This window comes from Roseateles sp. P4_D2, from assembly GCF_056401875.1.
Genome location: NZ_JBFUIM010000008.1, coordinates 31,871 through 45,592, shown reverse-complemented (window position 1 = coordinate 45,592; position 13,722 = coordinate 31,871). Strand labels below are relative to the sequence as shown.

11 protein-coding genes are annotated in these 13,722 nt (G+C 64.3%); 1 reads left to right on the top strand and 10 read right to left on the bottom strand.

Annotated features, from left to right (window positions below; all coding sequences use genetic code 11):
- Nucleotides 1-48: 48 nt before the first annotated feature.
- The 10 genes from AC1DW0_RS15655 to AC1DW0_RS15610 form a co-directional block, all read right to left on the bottom strand.
- Nucleotides 49-774 (bottom strand): REP-associated tyrosine transposase, encoded by a 726-nt coding sequence (locus AC1DW0_RS15655; RefSeq protein WP_056203306.1) that lies wholly within the window; start codon nucleotides 772-774, stop codon nucleotides 49-51.
- 79 nt (nucleotides 775-853) lie between these two features.
- On the bottom strand, nucleotides 854-1,990 hold the full coding sequence (locus tag AC1DW0_RS15650; RefSeq protein ID WP_457389094.1) for a deoxyguanosinetriphosphate triphosphohydrolase: 1,137 nt from the start codon (nucleotides 1,988-1,990) through the stop codon (nucleotides 854-856).
- 1 nt (nucleotide 1,991) lies between these two features.
- Nucleotides 1,992-3,086 carry a 3-dehydroquinate synthase gene (aroB, locus tag AC1DW0_RS15645; RefSeq protein WP_457443057.1) on the bottom strand — a complete coding sequence of 365 codons (1,095 nt, stop codon included), beginning with the start codon at nucleotides 3,084-3,086 and terminating at the stop codon, nucleotides 1,992-1,994.
- A gap of 57 nt (nucleotides 3,087-3,143) precedes the next feature.
- Entirely contained in the window at nucleotides 3,144-3,737 is a 594-nt protein-coding gene (locus AC1DW0_RS15640) for a shikimate kinase (protein ID WP_056203298.1), read from the bottom strand.
- A complete protein-coding gene (locus tag AC1DW0_RS15635; protein ID WP_157282031.1) occupies nucleotides 3,703-5,874 on the bottom strand; it encodes a beta strand repeat-containing protein in 2,172 nt (723 codons plus the stop codon). Before AC1DW0_RS15635 ends, AC1DW0_RS15640 begins: the two co-directional genes overlap by 35 nt.
- Nucleotides 5,875-5,932: 58 nt before the next feature.
- Nucleotides 5,933-8,149 (bottom strand): type IV pilus secretin PilQ, encoded by a 2,217-nt coding sequence (locus AC1DW0_RS15630; protein WP_457350041.1) that lies wholly within the window; start codon nucleotides 8,147-8,149, stop codon nucleotides 5,933-5,935.
- Complete coding sequence (locus AC1DW0_RS15625) at nucleotides 8,146-8,670, bottom strand: pilus assembly protein PilP (RefSeq protein ID WP_457325321.1); 525 nt, start codon at nucleotides 8,668-8,670, stop codon at nucleotides 8,146-8,148. Before AC1DW0_RS15625 ends, AC1DW0_RS15630 begins: the two co-directional genes overlap by 4 nt.
- Nucleotides 8,667-9,356 (bottom strand): type IV pilus inner membrane component PilO, encoded by a 690-nt coding sequence (locus tag AC1DW0_RS15620; protein WP_056203289.1) that lies wholly within the window; start codon nucleotides 9,354-9,356, stop codon nucleotides 8,667-8,669. The genes AC1DW0_RS15625 and AC1DW0_RS15620 overlap by 4 nt, the downstream gene beginning before the upstream one ends.
- Before the next feature lie 6 nt (nucleotides 9,357-9,362).
- Nucleotides 9,363-9,965, bottom strand: a complete 603-nt coding sequence (locus AC1DW0_RS15615; RefSeq protein ID WP_056203287.1) for a PilN domain-containing protein — start codon at nucleotides 9,963-9,965, stop codon at nucleotides 9,363-9,365.
- A complete protein-coding gene (locus tag AC1DW0_RS15610) occupies nucleotides 9,962-11,041 on the bottom strand; it encodes a pilus assembly protein PilM (protein ID WP_056203284.1) in 1,080 nt (359 codons plus the stop codon). Before AC1DW0_RS15610 ends, AC1DW0_RS15615 begins: the two co-directional genes overlap by 4 nt.
- A 284-nt stretch (nucleotides 11,042-11,325) precedes the next feature.
- On the opposite strand from AC1DW0_RS15610, the gene AC1DW0_RS15605 reads away from it, so the two are divergent.
- Nucleotides 11,326-13,719: a penicillin-binding protein 1A gene (locus AC1DW0_RS15605; RefSeq protein ID WP_477946771.1), complete on the top strand. Its 2,394-nt coding sequence runs from the start codon at nucleotides 11,326-11,328 to the stop codon at nucleotides 13,717-13,719.
- Nucleotides 13,720-13,722 lie beyond the last annotated feature (3 nt).

The window sequence follows — 13,722 nt, the reverse complement described above, 5'->3', positions numbered from 1 at the left end:
CAATTAATTACCCATCGACGTGGTGAAGTTAAATAAATGGGGCCATAGTCACGCCACTCCGGTTGGCTTGGTTTCCGACGATGCCAGTGGCGTTTTGCGCGGCCGTCCGCGCGGCCGTTTGAGTGCGACTTTCGGGTGGGTGTCGCCCAGCGCCTTCAGGAATGTTGCGCCGCCCACTGGCCGCCCCCGCAACACGGCCTCAGTGAACTGCGCTTGCTCCTGCAGGGTGACACCCTGGTCCATCAACTCGCGATAGGCATGCTCGCGCTCGAAGGGTGTGTTGCCCAGTGACCAATACAGTTCATGCTCCGTGACCAGCGCGCTGCGGTTCAGGCCGAGGTGGTGAGCGGCGCTGGACCAGGGCCATTGCGCCGCGTCCTGGCACAGCCCTGCACGCACCGGATTCAATTCGATGTAGCGGATGCAGGCCAGCAGATGCCGTTCGCCCTCGACCAAGCCTGCCCTGAACCGACCTTCCCAGAGCGTGCCGCTGCGCTGATGACGGGTGTTGAACCAGGCCACGTAGCGGCGGCCGAGCGCTTGCATCATGCGACTGAGAGCGTCCGCAGCGGGCGGCGTCAGCAGCAGGTGAAGGTGGTTGTCCATCAGCACGTAGGCATGGACGGCCACCCCATACTGAGCCGCGACCTCGGTCAATGTGACCAGCATCTGCTGGCGGTCGTGATCGCTGAAGAAGATGGCCTGGCGGTTGTTGCCGCGCAGGATGACGTGGTGAGGCTGACCCGGCAGGATCAATCGAGGTAGACGGGCCATGAATGCATCCTTGTCGGCACAACGGCCTCGGCAGGAGCAGCCAGAATAATCGACTCCGACCCCATTTTGCGGAGTGACGTCAGAAGAGCGTCTTGCCCGTCAACCGCTGATGCTCGCGAATGGCGAACCGGTCGGTCATGCCGGCAATGTAGTCAGCACAGGCTCGTTCACGATCGGCGCGCTCGGCGAAGTCCGCCGGCATCTGCGTCGCATCGGACGAATAGGCCGCAAAGAGGTCGCGCAGCACCTGCTCGGCGCGGCTGCGCGTGGATTGCACCTGCGGGTGGCGGTAGAGGTTGGCGAAGAGGAAGCGCTTGAGCGCCGTGCTCTTGATGCGCATCTCCGGGCTGAAGCGCAGCAAGGGCTTTTCAGCCCGGCGCACAGCATCGACGTCGCTGGGTGCCGCTTCGTCCAGCGCCGCACGCGTGGCGTCGATGATGTCGTAGACCTGAGCCGACAGCATGCGGCGGATGGTCTCGAACAGCAGGCGCTTGCCGGCCAGGCCCGGATGCGCATCCAGCGACGCCCGCCAATGCTCCCGCACCAGCTCGACATCCAGCAGTTGCTCCAGCTCGATCAGGCCCGAGCGCACGCCATCGTCAACGTCGTGCGCGTTGTAGGCCACCTCGTCGGCCAGATTGCAGAGCTGGGCCTCCAGGCTGGGCTGGCCGCCATGCAGGAAGCGGGTCGCGATGCCGTCAGGTTCAACGGCCTCGATGAGTTCGGCATGCCGTCGCGAACAGTGCTTGAGGATGCCCTCGCGCGTCTCGAAGCACAGGTTGAGGCCGTCGAAATCCGGATAGCGCTGCTCCAACTGATCGACGACACGCAGTGATTGCAGGTTGTGCTCGAAGCCGCCATGGGCGCGCATGCACTCGTCCAGCACGTCCTGGCCCGCATGGCCGAACGGCGTGTGACCGAGGTCATGGGCCAGGGCCACGGCCTCGACCAGGTCTTCGTCCAGGCCCAGGCTGCGTGCGATGGACCGGCCGAGCTGGGCCACTTCCAGAGAATGTGTCAGCCGCGTCCGGAACAGATCGCCCTCGTGGTTGAGGAAGACCTGGGTCTTGTAGACGAGGCGGCGAAACGCCGTGCTGTGGATGATGCGGTCGCGGTCGCGCTGAAATTCGCTGCGCGTGGGTGCGGCTGGCTCGGGCAGGCGGCGGCCGCGGCTGCGCGCCGGGTCAGCGGCGTAGGCCGGACGCGGCGTCGACATCTCAGGCCGCTCCGTACGCTGCCAGTGTTTCCACGATGCGTGCGTCTGGCACCGAGTGCAGGCCGGCTCGGCCGAGCGCCTCGATGAGGACGAAGCGGATCTCACCCGCCTCGGCCTTCTTGTCCACGCGCATCAGCGACAGATAGCGTTCGGCGCCCAGCTTGGGTGGTTGCACCGGCAGCCCTGCCCTCTCGATCAGGCTGCGCAGGCGCTCGACGAAGCCGGCCGGCATCAGCCCCATGCGCTGCGACAGGTCGGCCGCCAGCACCATGCCGCAGGCGACGGCTTCGCCATGCAGCCACGCACCATAGCCGAGGCCCGCTTCGATGGCATGGCCGATGGTGTGGCCGAAGTTCAGGATGGCGCGCAGGCCCTGCTCGCGCTCGTCCTGGCCCACCACGTCGGCCTTGATCTCGCAACTGCGCCGCACCGCATAGCCGAGCACGGCCTTGTCACGCGCCAGCATCGCGTCGAGGTTGTCCTCGATCCAGCACAGGAAACCGGCGTCAGCGATCGGGCCGTACTTGATCACCTCGGCCAGGCCAGCGCGCAATTCGCGGTCCGGCAGGCTGTCCAGGGTGTCCAGGTCGGCGATGACGCGCGCGGGCTGGTAGAAGGCGCCGAGCATGTTCTTGCCCAACGGATGGTTGATCGCCGTCTTGCCGCCCACCGACGAGTCGACCTGAGCCAGCAATGTGGTGGGCACCTGTACGAAGGGCACGCCGCGCATGTAGATGGCCGCCGCGAAACCGGTCATGTCACCGATGACGCCGCCGCCCAGCGCGAACAACACGGTCTTGCGGTCCAGGGCCTGGCCGAGCAGGTGGTCGCAGATGCGGTTCAGGCTGTCCCAATCCTTGTGTTGCTCGCCATCCGACAATACGACCAGATCGACGCGACCGTAGACCGCCAGCAGGCGTTCACGCAGGCGAGCGGCGTACAGCGGCGCCACGGTCTCGTTGCTGACAATGACAGCCGTCGCTGCCTTGGGCAGTTGCTGCCAGCTGGCAGGCGCGTCCAGCAGGCCTGAACCGATGCGGATCTCGTAGTTGCGGTCGTCAGGGAGCTGAATGCGGACGGTATCGGTGGCAGGCATGCGGCCAAGTGTAAGAGGCACCTCGCAAGCGGCCCTCCGCCTCCCGTCAAGGCGCCGTCAAAGCGGTTCGGCCCCCACGGTGGCCGCGACGCGGGTCGGGTCCAGTAGGCCCGCCAGCTCCAGCTGCATCAGCGCCATGTTGACGAGGGCATGCACCGAAGGTCGCGCGCTTTCCAGCACATAGTGCGCGCAGCGGCGGTAGAGCGGGTCGCGCTGGTGGTGGAGTTCGCGCAGCTTGGCCAGCGGGTCGCGCACCTGTAGCAGCGGCCGCGTCGTGTCATGGCGCAGACGCCGGAACAGGTCCTCGGGCGTGGAGCGAAGGTAGAGCACCGTCGCACCGCCATGCAGCAGTTCGCGATTGCGCTCTCTCAGCACCGCGCCGCCGCCGGTGGCCAGCACGCGGTCGCCGGGACGTGCGATCAGCTCGGCGATGACCTCGGTCTCAAGGTCCCGAAAAGCGTCCTCACCATGGCGCTCGAAGAACAGCTTGATGCTGCCGCCGATGCGCTGCTCGATTTCATGGTCCGAATCGACAAAAGGCACGCCAATTTGGCGTGCCAGTTGTTTGCCGACGGTGGACTTGCCACCGCCAGGCATGCCCACAAGGGCGATCACGTCACTTCGCGCTGGCGCAGCTGTTGCTGGTGCCATAAGGGCTGACCACGAACGCCGGCGCCGATTCGCTGGAAAGGTCTGCTGCAGCGACCGGCAGTCGTGCGTAGGTGTACAGGTAGTCAACTACGCTTGCCGCGTAGGTCTTGCCTTGAGCGACGCCCTCGGCCACAAGCGCGGAGTAAGACTTGGACGACAGGGACACCGGCACACCAATCGGGTAGTAAGCAGGTGGGCTGAGGACACCCGCAGCCGTGACCGTGATCTTGTAGTCGACCCAAGTACCTAGACTCTTCGGATACTCGAGCTGAAGCACAGCGACGCCGTTTGCATCCGTCCTGGTGGCGCCCACCAGCGTGATCGCGACATCGGACTTGCGTGGATCCAACTGCTTGTTGCCATTCACGTCCTCACCGCCATCGACGACACCGTTCCGATTCAAATCCTCGTTGGGACAAATGGCGTTGAGCTGGCCCACGGTAAACCCCCCGGTACCAATGACGGCCACATAGTCGCCTTGAGGTGTCAGCTCCCAGCGCTTCTTCCCGGCGTTGTATTCCCAGAACCCCTTCGAATAGCTACCCAGATCCAACGACGGGGTGATCTGAACGTCGGCCTTGGGATTGCCAGCTGAATCTACAACGAGCACGACGTACTTTTTCACATACGTCAGACCACCGCCACCGTCACCGATCGAGTTGTCCGTGCCGATCGAGATCGACACCGGATTCGATACGATGGTCAGCGTCGTGGTCAGCAACTGGCCGCCCGCAGCGACGCAACTGCCAGCCGTGGCGCCGGGCGCGAAGTCGCTGACCTTCCAGCAGGCTTGAATGGTCACGCCGTTCGTCGGGCTGCTGACGGCGCCAGGGGCATAAGTCGTCGAAGCGGTACCCGAAGCATCTGACAGAACGGAGTTTGCCCCAGAGCCAATCTTGCCGGTCCCGTTGTCGCCCGCTGCCGCGAACAGCACGCGGACATTGGAGATGGGCGCATTGCTGCCATCGCGGAAGATGGCACTGACAGTCACCTGGTTGTTGGTGGAGGACGTGTTGACGGTGACGACATCGGCAGACAGGTTCAGTGCCGTCGCGACAGGCGTGGAGCCAGCCACTGGCACCGTCGTGCTGCCGCCTGCGACGGGAATCGTCACGAGCGACTCGCGCCCGCCGGCTACCGCCTTGATCGTCAGATTGGTTCCCGGGGCGTTGGGTGTGGTGTAGGTGAACGTATAGGCGCCATTCAAGTCCGTCGTCCCCGTGGCACTCGTCACGCCGTTGCCGCTGACATTGATAGTCACGCCCGGCATCGGATTGCTGTTCACGTCAGACAGCGTGTATTGGACGGTACCGGCGGCGCCCACCGTCGCAACGGCCGGCACCGGGCTGGCTTGCGAGAAGTTTGCCCCAATGACCTGGAACGCAGCGGTGCGCGTCAAGTTGCCGCTTGTCGCAACGACTGTGATGGTGCGATTCGAGCGGTCCTGCCCGATGTTGACCGTACCGGTTACCTGCCCACTGGCATTTGTAGTGCTGGAGGGTGCGATGAGGAAGGCGCTGGCGTCTGTCACCGACAACTGCACGGGAATGCCCAGCAAGGCGTTTCTATTGCTGTCCACCGCCGTAGCCGTGGCCGTGATCGTTGCGCTGCCCGAGTTGTTGATATTGCTCGCGCTCAGCGTCAACGTCAGGTCATTGGCCTGAGGATTATTGGTCGAAGACTGCTGGACGACATTGAAGGTCACCGCCCGCGTAATAGTGCCCGAGGTCACGGTCAGGGTCACGGGGCGAACCGAAGTGTCGGAGCCCTGGGTGATCGTGGCCGTCAGCTGACCGCTGGCATTGGTCGCTGTCGCGTTATTTGTCGACACCACTGCATTGGCGTTGATTGAAACGGTAACCGGCACGTTGCCGACCGCGGCGCGGTTGGTGTCGATGGACGTCACCGTCGCCGTGATGGAGTCGGACCCCGTGTTCGTCAACGTGGCCTTGTTCAGCACGACGACGAGGTCGGCCGCCACGGCGCTCGCCGCGCCCGACGGGGTGGATGCCGGGGGATCGAAGACCGGTGTTCCGGCGCTTCCACCGCCACCGCCACAGGCCGTGAGCGCTGCAGCGAGCACACCACCCAACAACGCGCGAACCGCAGTCCGGCTCCAAACATCAAACTTCAACATCTCTGCTCACTCCCGTGTGTAGCCAGCGCAGCTGACACATCGTCAATTCGGTGAATCCTCAGCGCACCGTTGACCGCTCACTGACCACCTTGGGCGTCAGGAAGATCAACAGCTCGGTCTTCGAGGTCGTGCGGGTCTTGTTCTTGAACAGGTTGCCCAGGAAAGGCACATCGCCCAGCAGCGGTACCTTGTTGACGGTCTCGCCCTCGTCCTGGGTGTAGATGCCGCCGATGACGACCGTACCGCCGTTCTCGACCAGCACCTGCGTCTGAACATGCTTGGTATTGATCGCATAGCCCTGGGGCGTCAAAGTACCGCGGCTGTCCTTGTTGACGTCCACGTTCAGGATGACGCTGCCTTCAGGCGTGATCTGCGGCGTGACCTCCAGCTTGAGGTTGGCCTTGCGGAACTGCACGGAGGTGGCGCCGCTCGCGGTGGCCACCTGATAGGGCAGCTCCTCGCCCTGCTCGATGAGGGCCTTGACCTGGTCGGCCGTGATGACGCGCGGGCTGGACACGACCTTGCCCTTGCCGTCGGATTCAAGCGCCGACAGCTCAAGGTTCAGGAAGCGGTTGGCGGTGGCACTGAACAGCGACAGCGCGACCTGGGTTGCCGTGCCGCCGCTGAACGCGTCGGACGACACGTTCGCCGGCAGGTTGACGAACTGGGTGTTGTTGTAATTGGCCGTGACCCCTTGGTTGGTCTGTGAGCCGATGCCGTTGTAGTTGCCGCCAACGGTCACGTAGTTGCCGCCACCGACGCTATAGCCCGGGATGCCTCCCTGCTGCCCGCGCAGGTCGTTCGCGCCGAGCTTGACGCCCAACGAGCGCCCGAACTTGTCGTTGGCTTCGACGATGCGTGCCTCGATCAGCACCTGGCGCACCGGGATGTCGATCTTGGCAATCATGGCCTGGATCTCTTCGAGCTTGCTCGGCACGTCCGAGACGAAGAGCTGGTTGGTACGAGGCTCGAAGATGACACTGCCGCGCGTCGAAAGAATGCGGGTGCCGGTACCACTGTTGCTGCCGCTGCTACTGCTGCTGCTGCCACCGCTGGAACCGCCACTGCCGGAGGACGTGATGCCCTGACCGGTCAAGCCCCTGGCAAGGTCCTCGGCCTTCACATAGTTGAGCTGGAAGGACTGGGTTCGCAGCGGTTCGAGCTGGGCGATGGCGGCCTTGGCCTCAAGGTCCAGCCTCTCCTTGGTGGCGAGCTCTTCCTTGGGCGCGATCCACAGCACATTGCCGGACTTCCTCAGGCCCAGGCCCTTGGCCTGCATGATGATGTCCAGCGCTTGATCCCAGGGCACGTCCTTCAGGCGCAGCGTGACGCTGCCGGTCACGGTATCGCTGGTGACGACGTTGAAGTTGGTGAAGTCGGCAATGACCTGCAACAGTGCCCGGACTTCGATGTTCTGGAAGTTCAGCGACAGCTTGTCACCCGCGTAGCCGGGCCCCTGGGTCAGCTTGTTCGGATCGACCTTCTGCGGCCTGACTTCCAGGACGAACTGGTTGTCGCTCTGGTAGGCGCTGTGTTCCCAGCTGCCCTTGGGTTCGACCAGCATGCGCACCCGATCGCCGACCTGGCTCGTGGTGATGGTTTGCACAGGGGTGCCGAAATCGGTCACGTCGATCTTGCGACGCAGGTTCTCCGGCAGGCTGGAACGCAGGAACTCGACCACCAGGCCATGGCCCTGCTGCTGGATGTCGACGCCGACCTGGTTGCTGGGCAGGTTGACGATGACGCGGCCCGCATCGTCCGCGCCGCGACGGAAGTCGATATCGCGCAGCGGCTGAGGTGCGGCGTTCAGGCTCTGTGCGAAATGGACCGGTTCGCCGGGAGCTTGGGCCTGGGGCAAGGGCTGCGCAGGCGCCGGGTCGAGCACGATGACCAGTGCACTGCCTTCCAGCTTGGCCGTGTAGCCCGATGCATGGCGCAGGTTCAGCACGATGCGGGAGCGTTCGCCCGCCTGCGCCACATTGGCCGAGCGCAGATTTCCCTGGTTGATGTCGATCTGGTTGCGACCGACACCGTTCGTGACGCCCGGTAGATCGATGGCGATGCGCGGCGGTGCCTGGATCGTGAAGCCGGTCGGCAGGGCCGGCAAGGGCTCGCTCAGTTCGATCCGCACGACCTCCACACCCGCCTGCTGGCTGGTATTGATCGAGCGTATCTGCGTCTGTGCCCAAGCCGCCGGCGCGGCCAGCAACGTGAGTGCGAATCCCACCAACCAGCCACGGCCCATCGACTTATTCTCCTGCGGTGTCTTGTTCATCGTCCCTTCTCCTGTAGCTGGAGGGTACTGGTGCGCTCGATCCACTCGCCCGCAGCGTCCTGGACGACTTCTCGCAACGTGATCTCGGTCTCGCTGATCTTGGTGATGCGGCCGAAGTTCTGGCCGAGGTAGTCCCCGGCCTTGACTTGATACAACAGGTTGTCGACGCGCAACAGCGCGTAGCGACGGTTGTCGCGCGTCAGGCTGCCCACCATGGCCATGCCGTCCAGCGGATAGGCCTCCAGCGGCTCCTTGCGACGGCTGATTTCGGCCGTCAGCAGGGAATTCGGCTGGGCGGCTTCCTGCTTGATCGCGACGCTGAGCTTCTGCGGGCTGTAGGGATCCACGCCGGCCGCTGACTCATACGGCTGGGGCAGGAATTTCTTGGGCGGCAGCAGCGGCGTGACGGTGGTCTTGGCTTCCTTGCGCTCCTGCTCCATCCATTGGCGCAGCTCATCCATGTCGCCGCCACAACCAGCCAGCGGCAGCAGCACGGCGAGGGGCATCAGCAGACGCTTCATTTCTTGCCTCCCGCCGTCTTGGTCGCGGCCTTCTTCTGCTCGGCGACTTCGGTGGCATCCAGGTAGCGATAGGTGCGTGCCGTGGCTTCCATGCTGAGGGGACCGTTCGCGTCGCGCGGGCCGGCGGGTGCCACGACCACGAGGTTGTGCAAGGTGACGATGCGCGACAGATTCGACACGTCGGCCGCAAAGGCGCCGATGTCGTGATAGCGGCCCGACACCTTGACCGCGATCGGCAGCTCGGCGTAATAGTCCTTGATCAGCACCTGGCCGGGCCGGAACAGCTCGAACTGTAGGCCGCGCCCGACGCCCGCGCTGCTGATATCGGACAGCAGGGAATCGATTTCCGCCTTGCCGGGCAACTGCTTTTCAAGCTGGGTCACGTATTCCTCGACCTGGCTCTTCTGCTTGCGCAACTCGGGCAGGTTGACGGCCTGGCCCAGCTTGTTGTGATAGTCCTGGCGCAGCTGCGGTTCGCGGTCCCGTTCTGCCTCCAGGCCCGCCTGTACGTCGGACAGCACGAAGACATAGCCGGCGATGGCAACGGCCAGCATCACGACCAGCGAGGCTGCGAGCTTGGGCAGCAGCGGCCACTGGCCGGGCTCCTTGGGATTGAGGCCCTGGAATTGGCTCGCGACATCGGCGAACCAGGCGTTCAGGTCGAACTTGGATGTGGAGGTGGCCATGGGCGATCAGCTCTTCTTCGGCGCTGCGGCACCCGGCGCAGCCTCGCGCGGCGGGGTCTTGATCGAGACCTTCATCGAGAAGTCCAGCAGGCGCCGCTGGTCACGCGTGTTGGTCGTGACATTGGCCAGCTTGACTTCGATGAGATCCGGCTTCTCCAGCCATTCCGAGCTGCGCGACACGTTGCGCAGGAATTCGGACACGCGCTCGTTCGTCTGGGCAATGCCGCTGATGGTGACGAGCTTGGCGTCCTGCTTGATGGCCGTCAGATAGATGCCTTCGGGCGCGAGCCGGGCCAGATCATTGAGCAGTTGCACAGGCGTGTTGCGATCGGTCTGCAGGTCCTCGACGGCACGCTGGCGTGCCTTCAGCGACTCGATTTCGGCCTTCAGATCGGCGATGTCCTTGATCTGGGCCTCCAGCCGCGCAATCTCGCTCTGGATGTACTGGTTGTGCGACTGCTGCTCCGCAGTCAGGAACTGCAGCATCAAGTAGGCCGCCACCACCAGGCCGGCGCCGACCAGGCCAGCAAAGCCCAGGCCGGCGAAGAAGGCAGCCTTGCGCCGCTTGCGCCGCTCTTCGCGATACGGCAGCAGGTTGATCAGGATCACTGGAAGAACCTCCGCATCGCGAGGCCGCAGGCGGTCAGATAGGACGGCGCCTCACGACGCAGCTTGGGCTCGCGCACGGCCGAGCCCATGGCCATGTTCTCGAAGGGATTGACCACCATGCAGGCGAAGCCCGTCAGGTCCGTCACTCGCTCCTTCAGACCGGGCAGAGTGGCCGTGCCGCCGGCCAGCATCACGTAGTGCACCTTGTGATGCGGCGTGCTGGTGAAGAAATACTGCAGCGCCCGACCGATTTCCTGAGACAGGCTGTCGACGAAGGGGTTGAGCACGCTGCTCTCGTAATCCTCGGGCAGTTCGTTGGCGAGCTTCTTCTGCTCGGCCTCTTCGAAGGAGAAACCGTACTGCCTTGAGATGAGCTGTGTGAGCTGGGATCCGCCAAAAGACTGGTCCCGGTCGTAAAGCAGCTCGTCGTCGCGCAGCACCTTGAGGCTGGTGGTGTCGGCGCCGATCTCGAACAGCGCCACGAGCGCGTCCTTGCCTTCGTTGGGCAAGGCGGCAATGAGGCGGCCCATGGCCATGCGCGAGGCGTGGGACTCAATGTCCAGCACCACGGGACGCAGGCCTGCCGCTTCAGCTAGGCCCTGGCGGTCCTGCACGCGATCCTTGCGCGAGGCGGCGATCAGCACCTCGACATCGCCCACCGACGTGGGGCTGGGGCCGATGACGCAGAAGTCCAGGCTGACCTCGTCCAGCGAGAACGGGATGTACTGGTTGGCCTCGGCCTCGACCTGCAATTCGAGTTCTTCCTCGCGCAAGCCGGCGGGCAACATGATCTTCTTGGTGATGACGGCCGACTGCGGCATGGCCAGGGCGGCGTCGCGGGTCCTGCTGCCGCTGCGCGCAACGACACGGCGGACCGCGTCGGCTACCTCGTCGAACTTCTCGATCTGGCCGTCAGCAATCCAGCCCTTCTCGAAGGGCTCGCTGGCAAAACGCTCGAGCACGAATTCACCGCTCTTGGTCTGGCTCAGCTCCACCAGCTTGACGCTGGATGAACTGATATCCAGGCCAATCAGGGGGGGGTGCTTGCGACCCAAAAGTGCGTCAAGTATTCCCATGCCCTTTGTTCCCGACACGCGAGTTACGTATCGGACTATTAATAAGTTACTTGAATGCTAGCAGCAAAGCCGTTGACGCCGAACGGAAATTCGGCGCGAGCTGGTAACGCCACGTTGCTAAACATACACGATTCAACCAACTTGCAAGCTACTGAAAAACACATGTGAAGCGGTCGTTTGGCACACGGTTTGATGCGTGCGCGGGTATACAAGGATGCCGAGGCGGCGCTTCCTATAATCCGCCGCCTCCTCCCAACGCGCCCGCGGGCGCGCCCCGCCGGCTCATGATCGACAAGCCCCGCTCTGCTGCACCCAGTCCTTCGCCCGCCGGCACACCCACCTCCCGTCCCGTCTCCGGCCTGAGCTCCCGCCTCGGTCGCTGGGCCTTGTGGGCTCTGGGCGTCGTGGCAGGCGGCATCGCGGCCGTGTGCCTGCTGCTGGCCTTGGGTCTGGCCCTGGCCTATCCCAACCTGCCCGACATCAGTGGTCTGACGGACTATCGACCCAAGCTGCCCATGCGCGTGCTGTCCACTGACGGTGTGCTGCTGGGCGAGTTTGGCGAGGAGCGCCGCAACTACCTGCCAATCCGCGAGATTCCCAAGGTCATGCAGGAGGCCGTGCTAGCTATCGAGGACGCACGCTTCTATCAGCATGGCGGCGTCGACTACCTGGGCATCATCCGCGCGGGCCTGGCCAATGTGGGCGAGTCGCGCAGCCAGGGCGCATCGACCATCACGATGCAGGTGGCGCGCAACTTCTACCTTTCCACGGAAAAGACCTTCACGCGCAAGATCTACGAGATTCTGCTGGCGCTGAAGATCGAGTCGGCGCTGTCCAAGGAAAAGATCCTCGAGATCTACATGAACCAGATCTTCCTGGGCCACCGCGCGCATGGCTTCGCAGCAGCCAGCGAGATCTACTTCGGCAAGACGTTGGACAAGCTCAGCATCGCCGAGGCTGCGATGCTGGCCGGCCTGCCCAAGGCGCCGTCGGCCTACAACCCCATCAACAACCCGCGCCGCGCCAACATCCGCCAGCAATACATCATCGAGCGGATGTATGAGACGGGCTACATCACCGAGGAGCAGCGTGATGAGGCCAAGGCCGAGAAGCTGCGCATCCGCCCGGTGCAGGAGTCGGTATCGCATGCCGAGTTCGTCGCCGAGGCGGCGCGCCAGCTGATCTTCAGCCAGTATGGCGACGAAGCCTATTCGCGAGGGCTGAACGTCTATCTGACGCTGAACAGCGCCGAGCAGAACACGGCCTACCGCGCGCTGCGCCGTGGCATCCTCGACTACGAGAAGCGCCAGGTCTACCGCGGCCCCGAGGCCTATGCCGATCTGCCGAGCGACGCCAAGGAACTGGACGCGCGCATCGCGCTGGTGCTGGCCGACCACCCTGCCAATGACGAGCTGCTTGCCGCCGTCGTGCTGGAGGCCGATCCCAAGAAGGTGACGGCGGTGCTGCAAAGCGGCGACGTGATCGCCATCATCGGCGAAGGTCTCAAGCCTGCCACCTCCGGCCTGTCCGACAAGGGCAATCCCAAGACCCGCATCCGCCGAGGCGCCGTCATCCGCGTCGTCAAGGGCGCCAAGCAGAAGGACGGCGGCGAGTGGACCGTCACCCAACTGCCCGAGGTCGAGGGCGCCTTCGTGTCCCTGGACCCGAAGACCGGCCAGGTGCACGCCATGGTCGGCGGCTTCGACTACAACAAGAACAAGTTCAACCATGTGACCCAGGCCTGGCGTCAACCGGGTTCGAGCTTCAAGCCCTTCATCTACTCGGCGGCGCTGGAGAAGGGCTTCACGCCGGCCACCATCGTCAACGATGCGCCGCTGTTCTTCGACGCCGGCACGACCGGCAGCCAGCCCTGGGAGCCCAAGAACTACGACGGCAAGTTCGAAGGCCCGATGCCGCTGCGCACGGCGCTGGCCAAATCCAAGAACATGGTCTCCATTCGCGTGCTGCACTCCATCGGCGTGCGCTACGCGCAGGACTGGATCACGCGCTTCGGCTTCGAGGCCGAGAAGCACCCCGCCTATCTGACCATGGCCCTGGGCGCCGGCTCGGTGACGCCCATGCAGATGGCCCAGGGCTATGCGGTGTTCGCCAACGGCGGCTATCGCGTCAGCCCGCAGCTCATCGCCAGGATCACCGACAACAAGGGCCGGCTGCTCTACGAAGCCCTGCCCGTCACGCTGAGCGACGACACCCGCGCCATCGAGCCACGCAACGCCTTCCTGATGAGCAGCCTGCTGCAGGAGGTCACGCGCAGCGGCACGGCGGCCCGCGCCCAGGCGACGCTGAAGCGCCCCGACATCTATGGCAAGACCGGCACGACCAATGATTCGATGGATGCCTGGTTCGCCGGTTACCAGAAGGATCTCGTCGCCATCGTGTGGATCGGCTATGACCAGCCGCGCAAGCTCGGCGACCGCGAGACGGGCGGAGGCTTGAGCCTGCCGGTCTGGATCGAGTACATGGGCTTTGCACTGAAGAGCAAGCCAGTCGACGAGATCACGCCGCCGGAAGGCATCGTCAACGTCAATGGCGAGTGGTTCTACGAGGAATACACAACCGGCAACGGCGTGCGTGAACTGTCCAGCGAACCCGCGGCGGTACCTGGCGCGGCGACCGAGGACGAGAAGAAGTCCATCCTGGACCTCTTCAAGAGATAGCGG